Source organism: Massilia agri (genome assembly GCF_024753255.1).
Lineage (GTDB): Bacteria > Pseudomonadota > Gammaproteobacteria > Burkholderiales > Burkholderiaceae_D > Telluria > Telluria agri.
Genome location: NZ_JANUHA010000003.1, coordinates 58209 through 82543, shown reverse-complemented (window position 1 = coordinate 82543; position 24335 = coordinate 58209). Strand labels below are relative to the sequence as shown.

The 24335-nt window shown below is 65.6% G+C and carries 19 protein-coding genes; 13 read left to right on the top strand and 6 right to left on the bottom strand.

Annotated elements, in window-relative coordinates:
- Nucleotide 1: 1 nt before the first annotated feature.
- From NX780_RS05380 to NX780_RS05365, 4 genes are all read right to left on the bottom strand, one after another.
- Nucleotides 2-1537, bottom strand: coding sequence for an aspartyl protease family protein (locus NX780_RS05380; RefSeq protein WP_258826828.1), 1536 nt, complete (start codon nucleotides 1535-1537; stop codon nucleotides 2-4).
- 97 nt (nucleotides 1538-1634) lie between these two features.
- On the bottom strand, nucleotides 1635-2063 hold the full coding sequence (locus tag NX780_RS05375) for a DUF1841 family protein (RefSeq protein ID WP_258826827.1): 429 nt from the start codon (nucleotides 2061-2063) through the stop codon (nucleotides 1635-1637).
- Nucleotides 2064-2133: 70 nt separating this feature from the next.
- Entirely contained in the window at nucleotides 2134-3660 is a 1527-nt protein-coding gene (locus NX780_RS05370; RefSeq protein ID WP_258826826.1) for a retroviral-like aspartic protease family protein, read from the bottom strand.
- 95 nt (nucleotides 3661-3755) lie between these two features.
- Entirely contained in the window at nucleotides 3756-4391 is a 636-nt protein-coding gene (locus NX780_RS05365; protein WP_258826825.1) for an RNA pyrophosphohydrolase, read from the bottom strand.
- 204 nt (nucleotides 4392-4595) lie between these two features.
- Between NX780_RS05365 and NX780_RS05360 the strand changes: the two genes are divergently transcribed.
- From NX780_RS05360 to NX780_RS05345, 4 genes are all read left to right on the top strand, one after another.
- Complete coding sequence (locus tag NX780_RS05360) at nucleotides 4596-6314, top strand: proline--tRNA ligase (RefSeq protein ID WP_258826824.1); 1719 nt, start codon at nucleotides 4596-4598, stop codon at nucleotides 6312-6314.
- 23 nt (nucleotides 6315-6337) lie between these two features.
- Nucleotides 6338-6934, top strand: a complete 597-nt coding sequence (locus tag NX780_RS05355) for a lytic transglycosylase domain-containing protein (protein WP_258827137.1) — start codon at nucleotides 6338-6340, stop codon at nucleotides 6932-6934.
- A 197-nt stretch (nucleotides 6935-7131) separates the two neighbouring features.
- The gene (locus NX780_RS05350) at nucleotides 7132-8604 is read left to right on the top strand and encodes an alkaline phosphatase (protein WP_258826823.1); all 1473 of its coding nucleotides are present in this window, start codon (nucleotides 7132-7134) and stop codon (nucleotides 8602-8604) included.
- A 10-nt stretch (nucleotides 8605-8614) separates the two neighbouring features.
- Nucleotides 8615-9985, top strand: coding sequence for an alkaline phosphatase (locus NX780_RS05345; RefSeq protein ID WP_258826822.1), 1371 nt, complete (start codon nucleotides 8615-8617; stop codon nucleotides 9983-9985).
- Nucleotides 9986-10166: 181 nt separating this feature from the next.
- Here NX780_RS05345 and NX780_RS05340 read toward each other — a convergent pair whose 3' ends face one another.
- The gene (locus NX780_RS05340) at nucleotides 10167-10544 is read right to left on the bottom strand and encodes an SWIB/MDM2 domain-containing protein (protein WP_258826821.1); all 378 of its coding nucleotides are present in this window, start codon (nucleotides 10542-10544) and stop codon (nucleotides 10167-10169) included.
- A gap of 231 nt (nucleotides 10545-10775) precedes the next feature.
- On the bottom strand, nucleotides 10776-12143 hold the full coding sequence (gene ffh / locus NX780_RS05335; RefSeq protein WP_258826820.1) for a signal recognition particle protein: 1368 nt from the start codon (nucleotides 12141-12143) through the stop codon (nucleotides 10776-10778).
- A gap of 357 nt (nucleotides 12144-12500) precedes the next feature.
- Here ffh and NX780_RS05330 point away from each other — a divergent pair, with 357 nt between their 5' ends.
- The 9 genes from NX780_RS05330 to NX780_RS05290 all read left to right on the top strand — a co-directional run bounded on the left by NX780_RS05330 (nucleotide 12501) and on the right by NX780_RS05290 (nucleotide 24203).
- Nucleotides 12501-13472 (top strand): ABC transporter substrate-binding protein, encoded by a 972-nt coding sequence (locus tag NX780_RS05330; protein WP_258826819.1) that lies wholly within the window; start codon nucleotides 12501-12503, stop codon nucleotides 13470-13472.
- A 10-nt stretch (nucleotides 13473-13482) separates the two neighbouring features.
- The gene (locus tag NX780_RS05325) at nucleotides 13483-14331 is read left to right on the top strand and encodes an ABC transporter permease (RefSeq protein WP_258826818.1); all 849 of its coding nucleotides are present in this window, start codon (nucleotides 13483-13485) and stop codon (nucleotides 14329-14331) included.
- A gap of 1 nt (nucleotide 14332) precedes the next feature.
- Nucleotides 14333-15160: an ABC transporter ATP-binding protein gene (locus NX780_RS05320; RefSeq protein ID WP_258826817.1), complete on the top strand. Its 828-nt coding sequence runs from the start codon at nucleotides 14333-14335 to the stop codon at nucleotides 15158-15160.
- A 58-nt stretch (nucleotides 15161-15218) separates the two neighbouring features.
- Nucleotides 15219-16025, top strand: a complete 807-nt coding sequence (locus NX780_RS05315) for a cytochrome C assembly family protein (protein WP_258826816.1) — start codon at nucleotides 15219-15221, stop codon at nucleotides 16023-16025.
- Nucleotides 16022-16279 (top strand): PP0621 family protein, encoded by a 258-nt coding sequence (locus NX780_RS05310; RefSeq protein ID WP_258826815.1) that lies wholly within the window; start codon nucleotides 16022-16024, stop codon nucleotides 16277-16279. Before NX780_RS05315 ends, NX780_RS05310 begins: the two co-directional genes overlap by 4 nt.
- Before the next feature lie 8 nt (nucleotides 16280-16287).
- Nucleotides 16288-17937: a sensor histidine kinase gene (locus tag NX780_RS05305; RefSeq protein ID WP_258826814.1), complete on the top strand. Its 1650-nt coding sequence runs from the start codon at nucleotides 16288-16290 to the stop codon at nucleotides 17935-17937.
- A 36-nt stretch (nucleotides 17938-17973) separates the two neighbouring features.
- Nucleotides 17974-19446: a sigma-54-dependent transcriptional regulator gene (locus tag NX780_RS05300; RefSeq protein ID WP_258826813.1), complete on the top strand. Its 1473-nt coding sequence runs from the start codon at nucleotides 17974-17976 to the stop codon at nucleotides 19444-19446.
- Between the two features lie 601 nt (nucleotides 19447-20047).
- The gene (locus tag NX780_RS05295; protein ID WP_258826812.1) at nucleotides 20048-22972 is read left to right on the top strand and encodes a ribonucleoside-diphosphate reductase subunit alpha; all 2925 of its coding nucleotides are present in this window, start codon (nucleotides 20048-20050) and stop codon (nucleotides 22970-22972) included.
- A 121-nt stretch (nucleotides 22973-23093) separates the two neighbouring features.
- On the top strand, nucleotides 23094-24203 hold the full coding sequence (locus NX780_RS05290) for a ribonucleotide-diphosphate reductase subunit beta (protein ID WP_258826811.1): 1110 nt from the start codon (nucleotides 23094-23096) through the stop codon (nucleotides 24201-24203).
- Nucleotides 24204-24335 lie beyond the last annotated feature (132 nt).

Below are 24335 nucleotides of genomic sequence, written 5' to 3'. Positions count from 1 at the left end.
ATCAGCCGCCCAGCTTCGTGTAGGTCAGATCGGGCGTGGTGCAGCTGGCCTTGATCTGGGCGTCGATGGCCTTTTCCTGGTCGGGCTGGGCGTGGGCGCGGTGGAAGTCGCCCATCGCGGCCAGCGCTTCGCAGCGGCGCTCCTTGCCATCGCCTTCGTCCGCTTCTGCCAGCAGTTTTTCGGCACTAAGTTTACCGAGGTAGAACTCGCCGATCGGCTTCGGCCACTCGTCGTTCTGGGTGCGCGCGAAGATCGTAGCCAGTTCCGATTTCGCCAGGTCCGCCTGGCCGGCACGTACGCGCGCCAGGTAGAGCCAGACGGCGCCGTGGCGTTCGGCCGGCAGCCTGTCGAGGGCGCTGCGCAAGCGCGTCGCGGCGCCGGCATAGTCGCGCTGCACCAGCAGCCGGCGTCCGGTGTACAGGTTGGCGTAGGGACTGCCGCCCTTGGCGGCTTTTTCCAGCCATTCGGCGCCGCGTTCCTTGTCCTGCTCGCCGTTTTCACCGCTGTAGAGCGAGCGGGCCAGCGCATACTGGGCATCGGCATTGCCGCCTTCCGCCTCGGCCACGACCCAGGGCTCGAGCGTGCGCCGCTGGCCGAAGGGCTCGCCGCCCACATAAGAGAAGTAGAGCTTGTTCTGGCTCATGGCGAACAGCAGGCGGTGGGCGCGCACGAAGTCGGCGCCGAGCAGCACATCGGCCATGTTCAGGCCGGAGTCTTCCACCGACATCCTGGCGTTCTGGACGGTTTCTTCGCCGATCTGGAAGGTCTTGACCGTGACATACCAGTTCGAGGCGGTGTGGCTGCCGACCCCGATGATGCCCCTGCCGCGCTCGGCGTCCGGCCCGTCGAGCGAGATGCCGGCGCGCCGCGCGGCGTCGCTGGTGATGGAACTGGTCGTGGCGCCGGTGTCGATCATGGCTTCCAGTTCCTTGCCGTTGATGCGCACGAAGAACTTGGGATTGCGGTGGTGCTCGCCGCCGTGCATCCGCATCGGCACCGACTGCACGTCCTTGCCCCAGTAGCCGAGCCAGGTGCTGCCGCATTTTTCGGGAACGAAGAAGATCAGGTGCTTGGCCGCCAGCGAGATCTCGACGTCGGTCTGGAACAGGAAGGGCGAGCCGAGGATGCCGTCGTAGATCGGCGTGTCGCCCATGCTGCCGAGCACCGGCATGTTGCTGCGGCCGGCGCGCACCGGCCCGACGATGAATTCGTTGACGATCGACGCATAGATCGGCGAGGTGCCGCCGATGCCGGACGAGCGCCTGCCGGTCGCGTAGAGCCGGATGTTGCGCCGCTCGGTGCCGGTGCGCGTCAGGTAGGTCTGGGACGCGCCGGTATCGACCAGCAGCTCCGCCGGCAGGCCGTTGATGGTCCCCTCGGTGGTGATTTCCAGGCCGGGGCCGCTATACCGCAGCGGCAGCTTGCCGATCGGTGTGTACTTGCATTGGCTTTCGGCGGCAGCCACGGTCAGCGACGCGAGGACGCAGGCAGCGCCCAGCAGCAGGCGCACGAGAGGGTGGGGGCGGGTCGGGTTCATGCATAAATACTACGAGGAAAGTTTCTTTCCAGGCAATGTTATATGCATAAATACGGTTCGACCACATCAAGTGTTGCGAACCGGAACAAACGCAAGCCTAACGACTGGCTCGCTGGCGCACGCACTCGATATACGCCTCGGTATCCGGCGGCACGCCATTGCGCTGCGAGGCCCAGATCATCTCGCCGAGGCATTCCATGATCTCGTGGTGCGCCTCGTGCTCGCCGCGCCGGGCGACAAGCAGGTCGTGGGCGGCCTTGATGCCGCGCGGCTGGTCGATCGAGACCTGCTCGGCGATCGACAGGTGCATCGACAGGTGCAGGAAGGGGTTCGGCTTGCCGCCTTCGACCGAGTAGTCGCGCGCGATCGCCGCTTCCACGTCTTCCAGTTCGGCGTGGTATTCGGGGTGCTGGACGATCCAGTCGGCGGCGATGGCATCCATCGGCGTCAGGATCTCTCCATTGCGCTGCTTGCGCAGGGCGTCGCAGAAAAAGCGGCGCACGTCGTGCGAGGACGGTGTGAACATGGCTGGGGAGGGTAAAAAAGGCAGGAAGCCGGCATTCTAGCGCGTCCTGCCTTTGCCTGCTCGGGTGGCCTCAGCCCGCCTTCGGCGGCGGCCCGCACTCGGGCCGCTGGGCCAGCAGCGCCTTCGACTTGTCCGCCTCGCCCAGGGCAGCGTGGTATTCGGCGATCATGGTCTTGGCCATGCAGACCTGGCGATTCGCGCGCGAGCGGTCGTCGCGGGCATCCTCCAGCACGTCTTCCATGCTGCGCTTGCCAAGGAGGTAACGGGCGACCGGTTTGGGCCACTGGTCGTTGTCGTCGCGCGCGAAGGCTTTTTCCAGATCGGCGCGCGCGGCATCACCTTCGCCCAGGCGCAGGCGGGTGAGGTAGAGCCACAGGGAGGCGATGCGGTCGCCCGGCAGGCCGCGCAGGCCCACGCGCAGGCGCCGCGCCGCTTCTTCATAGTTGGCGCTGTCCATCATGCGGCGCCCGATCATGACGTTCGCTTGCGGGTTGCCGGCGGCGGCGGCGCGCTCGAACCAGGCCTGGGCCTGGACCGGGTCGCGCGGCACGCCGCGGCCGCTGCGGTACATCGACCACAGCATCATCTGGGCGTCGGTATTGCCGGCCTCGGCTTCCTTCTGCATCCAGGGCTCGATCGTGCGGCGCTGGCCCAGCGGCGCGCCGCCGACGTAGCTGATGTAGAGCTTGCGCTGGCTCATCGCGAACAGTACCCGGTGCGCACGCAGGAAGTCGGCCCCCAGCAGCAGGTCGACGTCGCGCAGATCGGTGTCGATGACGGCCACCTCCGCATTGCTGATGCGTTCGGCGCCGATCTGCAGGGTGTCGAACACGGTCGTCCAGCGCGCCACCCGGGTGTCGCCGAGGCCGACGGTCTCGCCGGCCCGCTCGACACCGGGCGCATCGAGCTTCAGGCCGGCCCGCTTGGCGGCGCCGAGCGTGACGGAGGTGGTGCTGGCGCCGCTGTCGATGACGGCGGTGAGCTTCTTGCCGTTGAGCAGGACGGTGAATTGCGGATTGGGACTGCGGGACCAGTTCGCTTCGAAAGGAATCACGACGGCATCCGGGTCCCAGTAGGCCAGGAATTTGTCGCTGCAGTTGCGTGGGCGGAAGAAACGGACTTCCTTCTCGGCGAGCGACATCTCGAAGTCGCTCTGCAGCAGGAAGGGCGCGCCGACCAGGCCGTCGAAGGAGGGCGGGGTGCCGAAATCGTGCAGGACCCGCAGCTCGCCCGAGGTGGACGAGGCCGGGCCGGCGCGGAACTCCTTGTAGCGCGTACGGTAGACCCGGCTGTAGCCGCCGATGCCGACGCTGCTCGCGCCGGTCGCCCACAAGGACATGCCGCGCGGCTCGGTGCCGGTGCGGGTGAGCGCCGTGTCGCTGGCGCCGGTGTCGACCAGCAGCTGGGCCGGCGTGCCGTTGATCGAACCGTCCATGGTCAGGACCAGCGAAGGGCCGGTGTAGTGGACCGGGACGCTGGCGACGTTGATGTAGAGACAACGGTTGGGATCGAGCTCTTGCGCCTGAAGCGGGAGGGCGGCGAGGAGGGCGGCGAGGAGGGCGGCGCAGGCCAGTGCGCGGACGATGGAGGGACGCATGGGGGCATTGTCGGGCCGGCCTGCACGGCTGACAAATCGCCCGGCATAAAACGACAAGGGGACGAAGCGGGCTTCGTCCCCTTGTACTGTATCGCTTACTTGTCCGGCACCAGCACCAGCGAATCCGGCGCGGCCGGTTTCGCGGAAGCGGCGGCCAGCGCAGGCGCTTGCGCGCCCTTGCCCCCGCCCTGCGAGCGGCCATGCGGCTGGCGCAGGTAGCGGGCGCTGTGGCGGCGCTCGCCGTTCTGGCCCTTGGCCGGCCAGGTGATGAAACGCGACAACTCCTGCAGGGCCCGCTGGTAGACATCGCGCTTGAACTCGATGACCACGTCCAGCGGCACCCAGTAGTCGTGCCAGCGCCAGGCATCGAACTCGGGATGGTCGGTCAGGCGCAGGTTGACGTCGTTATCCCGCGCGACCATGCGCAGCAGGAACCAGATCTGCTTCTGGCCACGGTAGTGGCCGCGGATCTCGCGCTTGATGAAGTGATCGGGCACCTCATAGCGCAGCCAGTCGCGGGTGCGCCCCACGATCTTGACGTGTTCCTGGCGCAAGCCGATTTCTTCCTCGAGCTCGCGGTACATCGCCTGTTCCGGCGTCTCGCCGTATTTGATACCCCCTTGCGGAAACTGCCACGAGTGCTCGCGCACCCGCTTGCCCCACCACACCTCGTTGTTGGCGTTCAGAAGGATGATGCCGACGTTGGGGCGGAACCCTTCACGATCGAGCATAAGTGCACCTCGAAACTTTCTGCCGGCCGTACGATCCTTATATTTTTACCCACAAAGTGTCGTAGCCGCCCGGTCGGCAAGTTGCCGACCGGGCGGGTGCTACCTGTTCCGGACCCATTTGTAGAAAGATTGGTCGCATCAGCCAGCTAATCCTTTAAAATTAGGTTGATTATAACCCTCTCTTTTTAAAAAGAATTCACGGATATGCGCGCCTCACGATTTTTTATTTCAACTCTTAAAGAAGCGCCTTCCGACGCGGAAATCGTCAGCCACCAGCTGATGATGCGCGCCGGGATGATCAAGCGGCTTGGTTCGGGCATCTACACCTATATGCCGACCGGCCTGCGGATCATCCGCAAGGTCGAGAACATCATCCGCGAAGAGATGAACAAGGCGGGCGCCATCGAACTGCTGATGCCGCTGGTGCAGCCGGCCGAACTCTGGCAGGAAACCGGCCGCTGGGACAAGATGGGCCCCGAGCTGATGCGGGTCAAGGACCGCCACGGCCGCGAGTTCGCCATCCAGCCGACCTCGGAAGAAGTCGTGACCGACGTCGTGCGCAGCGAACTGAAGTCCTACCGCCAGCTGCCGATCAACTTCTATCACATCCAGACCAAGTTCCGCGACGAGCGCCGTCCGCGCTTCGGCCTGATGCGCGGCCGCGAGTTCACCATGAAGGACGCCTATTCCTTCGACCGCGACGTCGAGGGCATGCAGAAGTCCTACGCGACCATGTTCGACGCGTATAAACAGATCTTCACCCGCTTTGGCCTGAAGTTCCGCGCGGTGGCGGCCGACAACGGCGCCATCGGCGGCACCGGCTCGCACGAATTCCACGTCATCGCCAGCACCGGCGAGGATGCGCTGGTCTACTGCCCGGACTCGGACTACGCGGCCAATATGGAAGCGGCGGAAGCCCTGGCCATCGGCGAGCGTGGCGCGGCAACGCAAACGCTGACCAAGACCTCCACGCCCGGTAGAACGAAGTGCGAAGCGGTCGCCGAACTGCTGAACATCCCGCTGCAGCACCACGTCAAGAGCATCGCCCTGACCGTCGACAACGAAGGCAAGAAGACCTACTTCCTGCTGCTGCTGCGCGCCGACCATGAACTCAACGAGATCAAGGTGAGCAAGGTGCCGGGCCTGAAGGAATTCCGCTTCTCGACCGAAGCCGAGATCCAGGAAGTGTACGGCACCGTGCCGGGCTACCTCGGCCCGATCGGGACCAAGCTGCCGGTGACCGTCGTTGCCGACCGCACGGTCGCCAACATGGCCGATTTCGTCTGCGGCGCCAACGAGCTTGATTACCACTACACCGGCGCGAACTGGGGCCGCGACGTGGCCGAGCCGATCGTGGCCGACCTGCGCAACGTGGTCGAGGGCGACGCTTCGCCGGACGGCAAGGGCAAGCTGGCGATCGAGCGCGGCATCGAAGTGGGCCACGTGTTCCAGCTCGGCACCGCCTATTCGGAAGCCATGGGCGCTACTTTTCTGGACGAAGCGGGCAAGCCGGCCCCGCTGCAGATGGGCTGCTACGGCATCGGCGTGACCCGCATCCTGGGCGCGGCCATCGAGCAGAACTTCGACGACAAGGGCATCATCTGGCCCGATTCGATCGCACCGTTCGAGCTGGTGCTGTGCCCGATGGGCCTGGACCGCAGCGAGATGGTCAAGGAGAGAACCGAACAGCTGTACGCCGAGCTGCTGGCGGCGGGCATCGACGTGATCGTCGACGACCGCGGCCTGCGTCCGGGCGCGATGTTCGCCGACTGGGAGCTGATCGGCGTGCCGCACCGCGTCGTGATCGGCGAGCGCGGCCTCAAGGAAGGCAACCTGGAATACCAGGGCCGCCGCGACGAAGCCGCCACCAGCGTGCCGGTCGACGGCATGGTCGCCTTCATCAAGGGCAAGCTGGGCAAGTGATCCAGGCGCCGCTGTTTTCCTTCATGACGGCCGCGCTGCTGGCCTCCGGACTGCTGTTCGGGGCGGCGGCGCACGCCGGCAACCAGAAGGAAGAGCAACTGGCGGACTCGGTGCGCCTGGCCCTGGCCAACGCCATCCACGACACCCGGCCGCCCAAGCCCGTGCTGCGCGACGCGCAGGCGCGGGCGCGCTACCAGGCCTGGTTCGACGAGATGTCGAAGCGCCTCGCCAAGCGCATCCCGGACCGGCTTTCGCGCACCGAATTCCTGGAAACCGTCTGGTACGAGTCGACCCGCGCGGGGCTCGACCCGGCCATGGTGCTCGGCCTGATCCAGGTCGAGTCGGCCTACCGCAAGTACGCGATCTCGATCGCCGGCGCGCGCGGCTACATGCAGGTGATGCCGTTCTGGACCAAGGTGATCGGCGACAGCGACCGCCGCATGCTGTTCAATATGCAGACCAATCTGCGCTACGGCTGCTCGATCCTGCGCATGTACATCGACATGGAAAAGGGCAACCTCTACCTCGCCCTCGGCCGCTACAACGGCAGCCGCGGCAAGCCGCAGTACCCGAACGCGGTGCTGGCGGCGTGGAAGAAGTGGGAATTCAAGCCGGGTTGAACGTAGGGTGGACGGCTTCGCCGTCCGCGCGTCCAACTCTCATATGAAGGGATGCGACGCTTGCTGTTCAAGCACGGTTTGAACGCGCGGCCGGCAGAGCCGGCCACCCTACGAAGCAACAATCCCGCAACATAGCAAATCGTCCATATGCACTTCAAGCGGTGTATGCTCTCCGCTTTCCGTCTCAAGAGGTACCCATGCGATTGTCTCCTCTCGCCGGCGTCGCGCTCGCCATCGCGCTGGCCGGCTGCGCGTCCACGCCAACGGCGCCCCAACAAGCCGCCACGCAGCAGAATCCGGTCGACCAGCGCGCGAAAAACGTCATCTTCTTCCTCGGCGATGGCCTCGGCATCAACACCCTGACCGCCGCGCGCATCTTCCACGTGGGCGAGGAGGGCCAGCTGGCCATCGACCGCCTGCCGGAATCGGCCTTCGTGAAGACCTATTCGAACGACGCCATGGTCACCGACAGCGCGGCCGGCATGGCCGCCTACATGACGGGTGTCAAACAGAACAACGGTGTGATCTCGATGTCCCCGGGCACGCGGTCGATCGCGCCGGGCAAGGATGCCAACGGTAACGCCCTGGTGAGCCGCTGCAACGAGGCCGGCGCCAACGGCGCGCCGGCCGCCACCCTGCTGGAACTGGCGCGCCGCCGCGGCATGGCGCTGGGCGTCGTCACCAACACCAGCGTCACCGACGCGACGCCGGCATCGAGCTATGGCCATGCCTGCCACCGCAAGCTCGAGACCGACTTCGCGGCCATGCTGGTGCCCGGCGGCGCCGGCTACAACAGCGCCCTGGGCAGCCGCGGCATCGACGTGATGTTCGGCGGCGGCGTGCAGTTCTTCACGCCGGCAGAACGCGGCGGCAAGCGCGCGGACGGCCGCGACCTGGTGGCCGAACTGGGCCGGCAGGGCTTCCGTGTCGCCCTGGATGCCGCCCAGTTCAACGCGCTCGGCGCCGATCCGCAACGCCCGGCCATCGGCCTGTTCGCGCAGAACCACATGGACTACGACGCGGTGCGCAAGCCGGCGCAACAGCCGAGCCTGACCGAGATGACGCGCAAGGCCATCGACCTGCTGGCGCCGCACGCGGGCAGCCAGGGCAAGGGCTTCTTCCTGGTGGTGGAGGGCGGCCTGATCGACCACGCCCTGCACGCCACCCTGGGCAAACGCGCGCTGCAGGAGACCGTGTCCTTCAACGACGCCATGCAGGCCGCCATCGAGAAGATGGAGCAGCTGGACCCGGGCCTGAAGAACACCCTGATCGTCTCCACCGCCGACCATGACCACACCCTGCTGCTGAACGGCTACACGGTCCGCACCGGCAAGACCACGCCCACCAACCCCGGCGTGCTGGGCCTGGTGCGCAATCTCGACGGCACCCCGAAGCTGGACCGGAACGGCCGTCCCTTCACCATCATCGGCTTCGGCACCGGCGAGAACCGCGTCAACGGCCCGCGCGGCAGCCAGCCCGCGCTCACCGACGAGATCGTGACGCGCGACGACTACCACCAGGAAGCCGTGGTGCGCACGCGCACCGGGGCCGAAACCCATGGCGGCAGCGACGTCTACCTGGGCGCCACGGGCGCCGGCGCGGAGCTGTTCCGCGGCACCATCGACAACACCCGGGTCTTCAGCCTGATCAAGACCGCCGCCGGCCTGTAAGGAGAGCACCATGCAAAAACGACTTTCGACCCTGGTGCTTGCCGGCCTGTTCACGACCTCCGTCTGGGCCGCGCCGCAAGCGAAAAACATCATCTTCTTCGTCGGCGACGGCATGGGCCCGACCACCATCGCCGCGGCCCGCATCTTCAAGCACGGCGAAGAAGGCCTGCTGAATTTCGAACGCCTCGAGCGCACCGCGCGCATCAAGACCTACTCGAACGACTTCCAGACCACCGACAGCGCGCCGTCGATGGGCGCCTACATGACGGGCGTGAAGATCAACCAGGACTGCATCTCGATGAAGGATGCACGCGCCATCGATCCCGAGAAGGACGCCAACGGCAACCGCACCATCGACAAGTGCGGCGCGAACAACGGCTACGTGGCGCCGACCATCCTCGAACTGGCCAAGGCGCGCGGGAAAGCGGTGGGGGCGGTGACGACGACCGAACTGACGCACGCGACGCCCGCGTCGACCTTCTCGCACGTCTGCCACCGCGACGCGGCCTACACCATCGCGCGCCAGATCGTACCGGGCGGCGAGGGCTACAACCTGGCGCTCAAGGACGGCGTGGACGTGCTGATGGGCGGCGGACGCCACCACTTCACGCCCTACGACAAGGCGAGCAATCCCAGGGGCCGTGCGGATGGACGCGACCTGATGGCGGAATTCGGCGCGCAGGGCTACGCCGTCGGCCGCACCCGCGCCGACATGATGTCGGCGCGCCCGGGCCGCAAGTTCGTCGGCATCTACAGCGCCGACGACCACCTCGATTATTCGCTGGCGCGCCGCGCCGAGCAGCCGACCCTGACCGACATGGCGCTCAAGGCCATCGATCTGCTGTCGAAGGATCCGGACGGCTTCTTCCTGATGGTCGAAGGCGGCAAGATCGACCACGCCCTGCACGACAACAACGCCAGGAACGCACTGGCCGACACGGTGGCCTTCGACGAAGCGATCCAGGCCGCGATCGACAGGATGCGCCAGATCGATCCGGGTCTGGAGAACACCCTGATCGTGGTCACCGCGGACCACGACCACACCATGGTCCTGAACGGCTACCCGAAACGCGGCAGCAAGGTCCTCGACATCGTCCACGACTATGCGACAGGCCAGCCGAAGAAGGATGCCGACGGCAAGACCTTCACGGCCCTCGTCTTCGGCAACGGCAAGGTACGTCCCGACGTGCGCGCCGACGTGGACAGCGCCACCGCGCTGCGCGACGACTACCAGCAGGAGGCCGGCGTGCATACGGTGTACGAGTCGCACGGCGGCGGAGACGTCAAGCTGTATGCGGTGGGGGCGGGTTCGGCGCCGTTCAAGGGGACGATGGAGAACACGCAGGTATTCCATCTGATGAAAGCCGCTGCAGGCCTGTGATTTTCGTAGGGTGGGCGGTCCTCCGCCCACGCGTTCAACCAATATACGAATAGCGATGGGTCAAATCGTAGGTGATTTGGACGCGTGGGCGGAATCCGCCCACCCTACAAAACCCAAAAACAAAAAGCCCCGGTCACCCGGGGCTTTTCATTTGCAAGGCTACTGGACAGCCGGCCAGTGCTTACTTCAGGTGGTCCGAAATGAGCTTGGTCATTTCGAACATCGACACCTGGGCCTTGCCACCGAAGACGGCTTTCAGCTTGTCGTCGGCGTTGATCATGCGGCGGTTCGATGCGTCCTGCAGGTTTTGCGCCTTGATGTAGTCCCAGACCTTCTTGGTCACTTCGGTACGTGGCAGCGGCTTGTTGCCCACCACTGCTGCCAGTTTGTCCGACGGGGTCATCTCTTTCATGAAAGCGGCGTTCGGCTTGCGGGCCGCTGCCGGCTTCGCTGCTGCCTTTGCTGGAGCTGCTGCCTTCTTCGCTGCAGGCTTGGCCGCTGCAGCCGGCTTGGCGGCTTGCTTGGCTGGCGCTGCGGTGGATTTTTTGGCTGTTGCCATCTTCGAGCCTCCTAAAACGATCACAGGGAAATTGCGTTATTTACGCACGGGCTTATATTGGTGGCCTTTTACTGTTCGTGCAAGTCTTTTTCGAAATTTTTTCATTCTTGTAAGCCCCAAAATGCGAGCTATCGCACACTCGGCGCATATTCATTGATAAAAACGGGCTCCAGAAGGTAAAAAACCGCGCAAGGCCTGTGCCTGCGCGGTTTTTCGTGGATGCACCGTGAATCAGCGCAGGCCGGGCATCATGCCCTTCATCCCGCGCATCATCTTCATCAGGCCGCCGCCCTTGAGCTTCTTCATCATGGTCTGCATCTGATCGTACTGGTTCAGCATGCGGTTCACTTCCTGCACCTGCACGCCCGCGCCTGCCGCGATGCGGCGCTTGCGGTTGGCCTTGATCAGTTCCGGCTTGGCGCGTTCGCCTGGTGTCATCGAGTCGATGATGCCGACCATGCGGCGCACCTGCTTCTCGGCCTGGTCCATGTTGGCCCCTGCCGCGGCTTGCTGGAACTGCGCCGGCAGCTTGTCGAGGAGGCCTGACATGCCGCCCATCTTCTTCATCTGGGTGAGCTGGGCCTTGAAGTCGTTCATGTCGAACTTGCCGCCGCCCTTGATCTTGTTGGCCAGCTCGGTCGCGGCCTGGGCGTCGACGCCCTTGCGCGCTTCTTCGACCAGGGCCAGGATGTCGCCCATGCCCAGCACGCGGTTGGCCATGCGGCTCGGATCGAAGGCTTCCAGGCCGTCCAGCTTTTCCGAGACGCCGGCGAACTTGATCGGCTTGCCGGTCACGTGGCGCACGGACAGCGCCGCACCGCCGCGCGAATCGCCATCGAGCTTGGTCAGCACCACGCCGGTCAGGGGCAGGGCGTCGTTGAAGGCCTTGGCCGTGTTGATCGCGTCCTGGCCCAGCATGGCGTCGACCACGAACAGGGTCTCGACCGGGTTCACGGCCGCGTGCACCGCGGCGATCTCCTGCATCATCGCTTCGTCGATGCCGAGGCGGCCGGCGGTGTCGATGATCAGGACGTCGTGGTAGTGCTTCCTGGCCCAGTCGAGCGCATTCTTTGCGATGTCGACCGGCTTGTCGTTGGCGGTGCTGGGGAAGAAGTCGGCGCCGACCTGCTTGGTCACCGACTCCAGCTGCGCGATCGCGGCGGGGCGGTAGACGTCGGCGGAGACGGTCAGGACCTTCTTTTTCTTCTGTTCCTTGAGGTACTTGGCGAGCTTGCCGGTGGTCGTGGTCTTGCCCACGCCCTGCAGGCCGGCCATCAGGATGATCGCCGGCGGCTGCTGGGCGAAGGAGAGCTGGGTGGCGTCGGGGCCGAGGTCGGCGCCCATCAGGGCGGCCAGCTCGCGCTGCACCACGCCGACCAGGGCCTGGCCCGGGCTGAGCGAACCGATGACTTCTTCGCCCAGCGCTTTTTCCTTCACTTTGGCGATGAACTCGCGCACCGCCGGCAGCGCCACGTCGGCCTCGAGCAGGGCCATGCGCACTTCGCGCAGCATCTCGGCGGTGTTGGCCTCGGTGAGGCGCGCCTCGCCGCGCATGGTCTTGACGACCTTGGCAAGGCGTTGGGTAAGGTTATCTAGCATGTTCTACCTGACTAATATAGACAGTTCGGGTAGGGTAGACGGGTTTCCCGTCCGCGCGTTCAACTCCCGCATGAACCGATGTGAGGCATGCTGTTCACGCACTGTCTGAACGCGCGGACGGCGAAGCCGACTAGGCGTCCCCGTCCACCCTACGATAAACCGCCATTTTACCTTGCGCAGCCTGTCAAGTTCCGCCGAGTCAGCCATATAGCGCATTTTTTCAGCACTTGTGATGCGTTCGATCACCCCGAAAGCTTGCCTAATTTGACACATCTCACGTACATATAGGCCATTTCCCGTCAGCATCGTCTTCTGTGCAGCATCGTTTGCCTGCACCGCATTCAACAGGAGAGAAGCATGACGAAGGTATTCGGCAGCATCCTTTTCGCGGCCACCCTGCTTGCAGCAGGCGGCACCCAGGCCCAGGAGGTGATCCGGCTCGGCAATCTCAAGCTGGCCCATTTCGGCGCCGTTTCCTATATCAAGGAAGTCGCACCCAAGTGCGGCATCCGCGTCGAGGAGAAGATCTTCGCGAAGGGGCTGGACGTGATGCAGGCGATCATCGCGGGCGAACTGGATGTTGGCGCCACCGCTTCCGAAGCGGCGATCTCGGGGCGCGCGGGTGGGGCGCCGATCGTCGCGGTGGCCGGATTCGCGCGCGGCGGCGCGCGCCTGGTGGCGCGGCCGGAGCTCGGCGTCAAGAGCGTGGCCCAGCTCAAGGGCAAGCGGGTAGGGGTGACGCGCGGCGCGATCCAGGAAGTGCTCCTGATGGCGGTGCTGGCCAAGCATGGCTTGACGTCCGCCCCGACGCCCGGCAAGGACGTGCAGCTGGTCTACCTGTCCTACCCCGACCTGAACCAGGCCCTGCTGGGCAAGCAGATCGACGCCATGATGCAGTCCGAGCCGCAGTCCTCGCAGGCCATCAACAAGGGCTTCGGCGCCGAGGTGCTGAAACCCTACGACACCCCGATCGGCGAGCCGGTGCGCACCCTGGTCATGACCGAGCAGTTCTACCGCGAGCGCCTCCCGGCGGCGGAGAAGTTCATGCGCTGCTTCGTCGAGGCGACCAGGACCTTCATCGACCAGCCGGCAGTGGCCGAGAAATACGTGCGCGAGGCGATCTTCAAGAACCAGATCTCGAGCGACGATTTCCAGGACGCGATCCGCAATTCGCCCTATTCCTATGCCCTCACGCCGGAGCACATCCAGGTCACGACCGACATCATGGTGAAAACCGGCGTCGGCCGCATGACGCGCCCGCCGCTGGCGAAGGATTGGGTGCGGACCGACCTGCTGGAGGCCGCCATGAAGAACCTGGCCGTGCGCTGAAAGGAATGCCATGAAGATTCCGGACAGGCGAAAACGGTCGCGCGAGCGCTGGCGCGAAATTGGGGTGGGCTTGGTGGCGCCGGTGCTGGCGCTCGCGCTCTGGCAGTGGGTGGCATATCAGGGCTGGGTCAACCCGCAGGTGCTGCCGGCGCCGCTCGACGTATGGCGCAAGTGGGTGGACTACCTGCTGCCCCTGGTGCCCTTCGAACAATACACGGAAGGAGGGCGCTGGTCCTGGGCTTTCTCCGGCGAGCTGCCGATGGACATCTGGACCAGCATGTTCCGCGTGGTGGTCGGCTTCGCCATCGGCGCCGGCCTGGCGCTGCCGCTCGGCCTCGCGATGGGGGCGAGCCGGGTCGTGTACGCCTGGATGAACCCCCTGGTGCAGATCCTGCGCCCGATCCCGCCGATCGCCTACATCCCGCTGGCCATCCTGTGGTTCGGCCTGGGCAATCCGCCGGCGGTGTTCCTGATCGCCCTGGGCGCCTTCTTCCCGGTCCTGATGAACACCATCGCCGGCGTGCGCCATGTGGACGGCATCTACCTGCGCGCGGCGCGCAACCTGGGCGCCGACGGGGCCACCATGTTCCTGCGCGTGATCCTGCCGGCCGCCGTGCCCTACATCCTGTCGGGTGCGCGGATCGGCATCGGCACCGCCTTCATCGTGGTGATCGTGTCCGAGATGATCGCCGTGAACAACGGCCTGGGCTTTCGCATCCTGGAGGCGCGCGAGTACTTCTGGTCGGACAAGATCATCGCCGGGATGATCACCATCGGCCTGCTTGGCCTGGCGATCGACGTCGCCATGAACCGCCTGAACAACCATCTGCTGCGCTGGCACCGCGGCCTGGAGCACTGACATGAACGCACCGCAGGCATTCCCTCAGCTGGATCTGGCCCCGCATATCCGCATTGACGGCGTGCACAAGGCTTTCGAGACCGGCGGACGCATCGTCACCGCGCTGCAGGACATCCGGCTCGACATCCCGCGCGGGCAGTTCACCTGCCTGCTCGGCCCTTCGGGTTGCGGCAAGTCGACGCTGCTCAATGCGGTGGCGGGCTTCTCGCTGCCCAGCAGCGGCACCATCACGGTCGACGGCAGGCAGATCACGGCGCCGGGTCCGGACCGCGGCATGGTGTTCCAGGAGTATGCGCTCTTCCCCTGGATGACGGTCGAGGACAATATCGCCTTCGGCCTGCACATCAAGGGCATGTCGAAACCCGAGATCCGCGACCGCGTCGGCGGCCTGCTCTCCATGCTGTCGCTGGGCGACTTCCGCCAGCGCTTTCCCAAGGACCTGTCGGGCGGCATGCGCCAGCGCGTGGCGATCGCGCGCGTGCTGGCGCTCGACTCGCCCATCATGCTGATGGACGAACCCTTCGGCGCCCTGGATGCGCTCACCCGCCGCAACCTGCAGGACGAGCTGCTGCGCATCTGGTCGGAGCTGAAGAAGACCATCCTGTTCGTCACCCACAGCATCGAGGAAGCCGTCTACCTGGCAGATCGCATCGTGGTGATGACCTACCGGCCGGGGACGGTCAAGCGCGACCTCATGGTGGACATGCCGCGCATGCGCGATCCGGCGGCGCCGGAATTCAACCAGCTCAAGCGCGAGCTCGGGGTGCTGGTGATGGAAGAGCAGCAGCGCCACCATACGGACGAGCTGAGGATGGCGGCGGTGGATTGACCCGGCTGCAGGCCGGTGGGGTCGCCACTGTCGTATCCCGATGGTGTAGACTTCCAGTATGCAGAACTCCCTCTTCCTCGCCGCGGCCCTGCTGTACGCGGTGTGCGCCCTGCTGCCGTCGCGCCGGGGCGCTCTCATCTCGGGCGTCACCGCCGTGGCCTGGGCGGTGCATGGCGCCGCGCTCGGGCTCGACGTGGTCGCGCCCGGCCGCCTGCGGGTCGGCTTCGCCATCATGCTGTCGAGCGCCCTGTGGGTCTCGGTGGCCGCCTACTGGCTGGAAAACCGCAACTTCGCCCTCGACGGCATGCGCCGCCTGGTGATGCCTTTCGCCTGCGTGGCAGCGCTGCTGCCAATGATCTTCCCGGGCAGCCTGCTGGCGCTGAACGGCCAGTCGCCCGCCTTCGGCTGGCACGTGGCCGTGGCCGTGCTGGCCTACAGCACGCTCACCATCGCCGCCTTCCACGCGGTGCTGATGGCGCTGCAGGAAGCGCGGCTGCACGCGCGCGGCGGCGCGACCAGCGGCTGGCTGGCCGGCGCCCTCGACCAATTGCCGGCCCTGCTCACCATGGAAAAGCTGCTGTTCCGCGTGATCTGGATCGGTTTCGTCCTGCTCAGCCTCACCGTGCTGTCGGGCGTGGTGTTCTCCGAACAGCTGTTCGGCCGCGCCCTGCGCTTCGACCACAAGAGCGTGTTCGCGCTGTTGTCCTGGCTGCTGTTCGCGGCGCTGCTGGCCGGCCGGCGCTGGCAGGGCTGGCGCGGCAAGACCGCGCTGCGCTTCACCCTGGCCGGCTTCGCCACCCTGGCGCTGGCCTATGTCGGCAGCCGCTTCGTGCTCGAAGTCGTCCTGCACCGGGGGGGCGCATGACACGCATCCTGTTCTGGATCGCCCTGATCGTGCTGGTCGTGCTGGCCGTGCGCGCCAAGCTCAAGGCCTTGTCGCGCCAGCAGTCGCCGTTTGACCAGCCTCGGCAGCAACAGCGCCCGCAGGAGCCGGTCCGCGAAATCGAGTCGATGACCCAGTGTGCGCACTGCGGCCTGCATTTCCCGGCTTCCGAGGCGGTGCACGCGGACGGCCACGACTACTGCTCGCCGGGCCACGTGCGCCTGCCGCCGAAGTAAGCCGGCCGATGTCACGACGGAAGGCGCTCTCGCGCGAAGCGCGCACCACCTTGTGGCGTTCGCTCCAGACCTTCAACGTCACCCGCATCGTCATCGCGCTGGTGCTGCTGCTCTACCTGGGCCTGGACATCGGCGATGACGGGGTGCATGCCACCGCGAGCACCGAGGCCTGCCTGGTCTACCTGGCGGCGGCCCTCGCTTTCGCTGCGGCGGGCACCTGGTGGAAGCGCCGCTTCGTGATGCAGCTGGGTGTCCAGGTGGCGGTCGACCTGGCCGTGATCTCGGCGCTCTACCTGGCCGCCGGCGGCATGCGCAGCGGCCTGGCCATCCTCTACCTGTTCCCGCTGGCCGGCGCCGCCATCCTGGCGCCGCTCCTGATGGCCCTGTTCTCGGCTTCGGTCGCGACCCTGTTCCTGCTGGCGGAAAGCCTCTGGCAGGTCTTCATGCAGGAGCGCCAGCCGCCCCTGATGCAGGCGGGCCTGTACGGCGCCGCCTTCTTCGCCGGCGTGCTGCTGGTGAACCGCCTGGCGGCGCGCCTGATCAAGCAGGAAGAGCTGGCGGCACAGCGCGGCACCGACCTGCACGTCCAACAGCTGATCAACCAGATCGTGATCGCCGACGTCGGCGACGGCATCCTCGTGGTGGGCGACAACGGCGTGGTCTTTACCGCCAACCCGGCGGCGCGCCGCATGCTCGGCCTGGAGGGGGAAGTGGCGGGGTTCCGCCTGGGCGAAGGCCCCGGGATGGAGCCGCTGGCCCAGGCCTTCACCACCTGGCTGCGCGCGCCGGTCGATGGCGCCGTCTTCGTGACCGTGAAACCCTACCAGGAGAACGAGGGCCTGCTGCGCGGCCGGCGCGACCGGCCGGCGCACCTCAAGCTGCGCTTCGCGCGGGTCGACACGCTCGGCAGCGCGCTGGGACGCAGCGTGGTCTTCATGCAGGACGTGAGCGCCATCGAAAACCAGGCGCAGCAACTGAAACTGGCGTCGATGGGACGCCTGACCGCCAGCATCGCGCACGAGGTGCGCAACCCGCTGTCGGCCATCGGCCACGCGACCGCGCTGCTGGCCGAGGACCTGCACGGCCCGGCCGAGGTGCGTCTGTTGAAGATCGTCGGCGACAACGTGGCGAGGGTGAACCGCATGGTCGAGGACATCCTGCAACTGTCGCGCAAGGTGCAGCCGAACGGCGAGCCGCTGCAACTGGCTCCTTTCCTGGCCGAGCTGAAGGCCGAATTCTGCGAAACCCATGGCCTGGCCGATGATATAGTCTATATCGGCGACGCCGGGACGAGTTCGGTGCGCTTCGATCCGCTGCACCTGCACGAAGTACTGCTCAACCTGCTGGGCAACGCGGTGCGCTACGCCAGCAAGGAAGCGAACAGCATCCGGGTGTTCCCGGCGCGCGACGCCGCCGGCCGCATCGAGCTGCACGTGCAGGACGACGGCCCGGGCATCACGCCGGAGGTGCGCGCCCACCTGTTCGAGCCTTTCTACACGACCTCGAGCAAGGGCACGGGCCTGGGGCTGTATCTCGCGCGCGAGCTGTGCCTGAACAACGACGCGAAGCTCGACTACGAATACCGCTTCGACGCCGCGGCCATGGGGCCGCGCAAGGCGAGCGGACGCTTCGTCATCAGCTTCGCGCAGCCGGCCTGAGTCGCCCGCCGTACCGTATATATATTAGAGAGAGCCATGGCCGCACCCCGTATCCTCGTGGTCGACGACGAAGCCGACCTGCGCGAACTGCTCGAGATCACCCTGCTCAAGATGGGGCTGGACGTCGACAGCGCCGCCACGCTGCGCCAGGCGCGGGCCCTGGTGGAGGAGCATGACTACGCCCTGATCCTGACCGACATGCGCCTGCCCGACGGCCTGGGACTGGAGCTGGTGCGCGAGGTGACGGCATCCAGCAAGGCCGCGCCGATCGCCGTCATCACAGCCTACGGCAGCGCCGAAAACGCGGTGGTGGCGCTCAAGGCCGGCGCCTTCGACTACATCTCCAAGCCGGTGGCGCTCGACGCCCTGCGCGTGATGGTGCGCTCGGCGCTCAAATTGTCCGAGGCGCCGGCGCCGCAGCAGGATGGCAGCGCACCTGGTTCGCGCATGATCGGTTCGTCGCCCGCCATGCAGTCGCTGCGCGCCCAGATCGGCCGCCTGGCGCGCTCGAACGCGCCGATCTCGATCACCGGCGAATCGGGCAGCGGCAAGGAACTGGCCGCGCGCGAGATCCACGCCCAGAGTTCGCGTGCGTCGAAACCGTTTGTCGCGGTGAACTGCGGCGCGATTCCCGAAACCCTGATGGAAGCCGAGTTCTTCGGCTACCGCAAGGGCGCCTTCACCGGCGCGACGGACGACCGCGACGGCTTCTTCCAGGCGGCCAACGGCGGCACCCTGATGCTGGACGAAGTGGCGGACCTGCCCCTGCCGATGCAGGTCAAGCTGCTGCGCGCGATCCAGGAGCGGCGGGTACGCAAGATCGGCGCCACCGTCGAGGAGCCGGTCGACGTGCGCATCATCAGCGCCACCCACCAGGACCTGGCGCGCTGCGTCGAGCAGGGCAGGTTCAGGCAAGACCTGTTCTACCGCCTGAACGTGATCGAGCTCTCGCTGCCGCCGCTGCGCGAACGCATCGACGACCTGGCGCCGCTGGTCGACGCCATCCTGGCGCGCCTGGCCGGGCCGGGACAGGCGACCCTCGGCCCGGGCGTGCTCGACGCGCTGCGCGCCTACTCCTTCCCGGGGAATATCCGCGAGCTGGAAAACGTGCTGGAGCGGGCGCTGGCCTTCGCCAACGACGGTGTGATCGAAGTCGGGGATCTGTCGCTGAAGGCGGCGCGCCCTGGCGATGCCGCCGCGCGCGAGCCGGCGCCGGCAGCTGCCTCCGTGGCGCCGCTCGAACTCGCCGTGGAGCTGGAGCCCGCTCCAGCGCCTGCCGCCGCGCCTGTCGCCGATCCGGTGCCGGCCCCGCCCGGACTCGGCCCCAACGGCCTGCCCAGCAACCTGCCCGAGTACCTGAGCCAGGTCGAACGCGACATCATCGGCCGCGCGCTGCAGCAGACCAACTTCAACCGCACCCAGGCCGCGGCCCTGCTCGGGATCAGCGTGCGCCAATTGCGCTACCAGATGCAGAAGCTCGAGATCGTCGCGCCGGACGACAACGCCTGAACATATTTCTATGTAGGGTGGTCGGGTTCCCCGACCGCGCGTTCAACTCACAGATGATTTGTCGCGCCGTGTCCGTTCGTGCGGGATTTGAACGCGCGGTCGGCAGAGCCGACCACCCTACCAAAGCAAGAGCCGCACCTGTCATCATGTTGTCTTTTCGCCAGCGCAAAATGCACGACTTTGATGCGGTGCGCATCGCTTTGATGAAGCCTTGAGCAGCGTCTGCGGACAAGGTTAGCGCTCACTCACCGCATATCGCCCATCGTTAAGGACGAACTGCATTGTCAAGCCCATGCACCAAAAAAAACAGAAAAAATTGCGAAGCTATTCACTTGCCCTGACCTAGGTCAGGCACTACAATTAGTCTTAACTCAAGATCGAACACTAGATATAGTGGTAGTGGACTGGAAGCAACTAGGATCACGTTCGACTTGAAGCTTGCTCTGCAAGCCACTGATTCATCAGCGATTTTCTAACCCTGCGTATCTGGTGCCAGTAAGGCGTTCCGGCTGGCGGGGTATCGCTTTGCTTAAATTTTGTCAGGTTGACAAGCCTGGCTGAAGACAAACGACGGCAGGTACCGCTGCTCACTGGAGGCTCAATGCAAACAGCACAAGACATTTCGATCAATCCGCACGTCACCCCAGGCGCGCCGGCAGGCGCCACGCCCGCAGAGATCGTCGCCCGTGGTGACTATCGCGTGATCCGCCGCAACGGCGCCGTGGTGGCCTTCGAGCCGCACAAGATCTCGGTCGCGATGACCAAGGCCTTCCTCGCCGTCGCAGGCGGGCAGGGCGCGGCATCGGCCCGCATCCGCGAGCTGGTCGAGCAGCTGACCGGCAACGTGGTGGCCGCCCTGGTGCGCCGCCAGCCGAACGGCGGCACCTTCCATATCGAAGACGTGCAGGACCAGGTCGAACTGTCGCTGATGCGCTCGGGCGAGCATGACGTCGCGCGCGAATACGTGCTGTACCGCGCCAAGCGCATGGAAGAGCGCAAGGCCGCCAAGGAAGCCCTGGGGGGCACCCAGGTCGCCGCGCCGCAGATCAATGTGGTCGACGGCGGCGAGCGCCGCCCGCTGGACGTGAACGACGTCTACGCCCTCGTGAACGCCGCCTGCTCGGGCCTGGAGAAGCACGTCGACGCCGACGCTATCGTTGCCGAGACCCTGAAGAACCTGTACGACGGCGTGCCGGTCGAAGAGCTGTACAAGTCGGCCATCCTGGCCGCCCGCGCCCTGATGGAAACCGACCCGGCCTACAGCCAGGTCACCGCACGCATCCTGCTGCACACCATCCGCAAGGAAGTCTTCGGCCACGAAGTGCCGCAGGCCGGCGCCGCCGCGGAATACATCACCTACTTCCCGAAATATATCGCCAAGGGCATCGAGAACGAGCTGCTGGACGAAGAGCTGGGCAAGTACGACCTCGAGCGCCTGGCGAAAGCCATCGTCGCCGACCGCGACCTGCAATTCGGCTACATCGGCCTGCAGACCCTGTACGACCGCTACTTCCTGCACGTGCGTGAAACCCGCATCGAAATGCCGCAGGCCTTCTACATGCGCGTCGCGATGGGCCTGGCCCTGCGCGAAGCCGACCGCGAGGCGCGCGCCATCGAGTTCTACAACCTGCTGTCGTCCTTCGACTTCATGAGCTCGACCCCGACCCTGTTCAACTCGGGCACCCGCCGTTCGCAGCTGTCGTCCTGCTACCTGACCACCGTCGGCGACGACCTGGAAGGCATCTACGACGCCATCAAGGAAAACGCACTGCTGTCGAAGTTCGCCGGCGGCCTCGGTAACGACTGGACCCCGGTCCGCGCGCTGGGCTCGCGCATCAAGGGCACCAACGGCAAGTCGCAGGGCGTGGTCCCGTTCCTGAAAGTGGTGAACGACACCGCCGTCGCCGTGAACCAGGGCGGCAAGCGCAAGGGCGCCGTCTGCGCCTACCTGGAAACCTGGCACATGGACATCGAGGAGTTCCTCGACCTGCGCAAGAACACCGGCGACGACCGCCGCCGCACCCACGACATGAACACCGCGAACTGGATTCCGGACCTGTTCATGAAGCGCGTGATGGAAAAGGGCCACTGGAGCCTGTTCTCGCCGAGCGAAACCCCGGACCTGCACGACAAGGTCGGCAAGGCTTTCGAAGAAGCGTACGTCGCCTACGAAGCCAAGGCCGCACGCGGTGAAATGACCGTGTACAAGAAGGTCGAAGCGCTCGACCTGTGGCGCAAGATGCTGTCGATGCTGTTCGAGACCGGCCACCCGTGGATCACCTTCAAGGATCCGTGCAACATCCGTTCGCCGCAGCAGCACATCGGCGTGGTGCACTCGTCGAACCTGTGCACCGAGATCACGCTGAACACCAGCGCCGACGAGATCGCCGTCTGCAACCTGGGCTCGGTCAACCTGCCGCAGCACATGAAGGGCGACGGCCTGGATCACGCCAAGCTGCAGAAGACCATCCGCACCGCGATGCGCATGCTGGACAACGTCATCGACATCAACTACTACGCCGTGGACAAGGCGCGCAATTCGAACATGCGCCACCGCCCGGTGGGCATGGGCATCATGGGTCACCAGGACTGCCTGCACATGATGCGCGTGCCGTTCGCTTCGGACAAGGCCGTCGAATTCGCCGACAAGTCGATGGAAGCCGTCTGCTACTACGCCTACCTGGCCTCGACCGAGCTGGCCGAAGAGCGCGGCCGCTACGAGTCGTACGAAGGTTCGCTGTGGGACCGCGGCATCCTGCCGCAGGACTCGATCAAGCTGCTGGCGGAAGAGCGCGGCGGCTACCTGGAGCAGGACACCAGCGAATCGATGGACTGGACCGTGGTGCGCAACCGCATCAAGCAGTTCGGCATGCGTAACTCGAACTGCGTGGCGATCGCCCCGACCGCGACGATCTCGAACATCATCGGCGTGTCGGCCTGCATCGAGCCGACCTTCCAGAACCTGTACGTGAAGTCGAACCTGTCGGGCGAATTCACCGAAATCAATTCGTACCTGGTGCGCGACCTGAAGGCGCGCGACCTGTGGGACGAAGTCATGATCGCCGACCTGAAGTACTTCGATGGTTCGCTGTCCAAGATCGACCGCGTGCCGCAAGACCTGCGCGACATCTACGCGACCGCCTTCGAAGTCGAGCCGAAGTGGCTGGTGGAAGCCGCCTCGCGCCGCCAGAAGTGGATCGACCAGGCCCAGTCGCTGAACATCTACATGGCCGGCGCATCGGGCAAGAAGCTGGACGAAACGTATAAACTGGCCTGGCTGCGCGGCCTGAAGACCACCTACTACCTGCGCACCATCGCGGCGACGCACATGGAGAAGTCGACCACCCGTACCGGCGCCCTGAACGCCGTGCCGGTCTCGGGCGGCCTGTCGGGTGGCCACGCGGCTCCTGCAGCGGCAGCTCCGGCAGCTGCGGCTCCGGCGGCAGCACCGGAAGTGGTGGAAGGCGCCGCCTGCTACCTGCGTCCGGGCGACGCCGGCTTCGACGAATGCGAAGCCTGCCAATAAGCTGCCGGTAATCGACCAATGAGGTGCAAGCCGGCTTGAAAACCGGCTTGCACCGTCAACTCACCGAATCAACAGACCGTCCGCCCCGCGCGGACGCAGTCACGAAAGAAGGAACTGAACAATGCTCTCCTGGGACGACGAACCGACCAGCGCCCCGCGCGCACCGCAAGCCTCCGCCAACCTGGACGCCGCACCCGCTGCCGCCGAAGTGGCCAAGCGCGTCAACGCCGACGACAAGCGCATCATCAACGGCCAGACCGACGTGAACCAGCTGGTCCCATTCAAGTACAAGTGGGCATGGGACAAGTACCTGGCCGGCTGCGCGAACCACTGGATGCCGCAGGAAGTGAACATGCAGCGCGACATCGAGCTGTGGAAGAGCCCGAACGGCCTGTCGGAAGACGAGCGCCGCCTGGTCAAGCGCAACCTCGGCTTCTTCGTCACAGCCGACTCGCTGGCCGCCAACAACATCGTGCTGGGCACCTACCGCCACATCACCGCGCCGGAATGCCGCCAGTACCTGCTGCGCCAGGCATTCGAGGAAGCGATCCACACCCACGCCTACCAGTACATCGTCGAGTCGCTGGGCCTGGACGAGCGCGAGATCTTCAACGCCTACAACGAGATCGAATCGATCCACGACAAGGACCAGTTCCTGATCCCGTTCATCAACGTGCTGACCGACCCTGACTTCAAGACCGGCACGCTGGAAAACGACCAGAAGCTGCTGAAGTCGATCATCGTCTTCGCCTGCCTGATGGAAGGCCTGTTCTTCTACGTCGGCTTCACCCAGATCCTGGCGCTGGGCCGCCAGAACAAGATGACCGGCGCCGCCGAGCAGTACCAGTACATCCTGCGCGACGAGTCGATGCACGTGAACTTCGGCATCGACCTGATCAACACGATCAAGATGGAAAACCCGCAGCTGTGGACCCCGGCCTTCCGCGAAGAGCTGAAAGCCCTGTTCCTGCAGGCCGTCGAACTCGAATACCGCTACGCCGAAGACACCATGCCGCGCGGCGTGCTGGGCCTGAACGCCCCGATGTTCAAGGGCTACCTGCGCTTCATCGCCAACCGCCGCGCCGTGCAGATCGGCCTGGACCCGCTGTTCCCGAACGAAGAGAACCCGTTCCCGTGGATGAGCGAGATGATCGACCTGAAGAAGGAGCGTAACTTCTTCGAGACCCGCGTGACCGAGTACCAGACCGGTGGTGCGCTGAGCTGGGATTGATCACGTAGCGCCAGTTTCACAAGCAAGCCGCCCGGCCGCCAGCAATGGCAGCCGGGCGGTTTTGTTTTTTGGGATGGGCAGCAACTGCTGTGATAACTTGGCGCTTTTTGTCACCGACACGGAAAGGTTTGC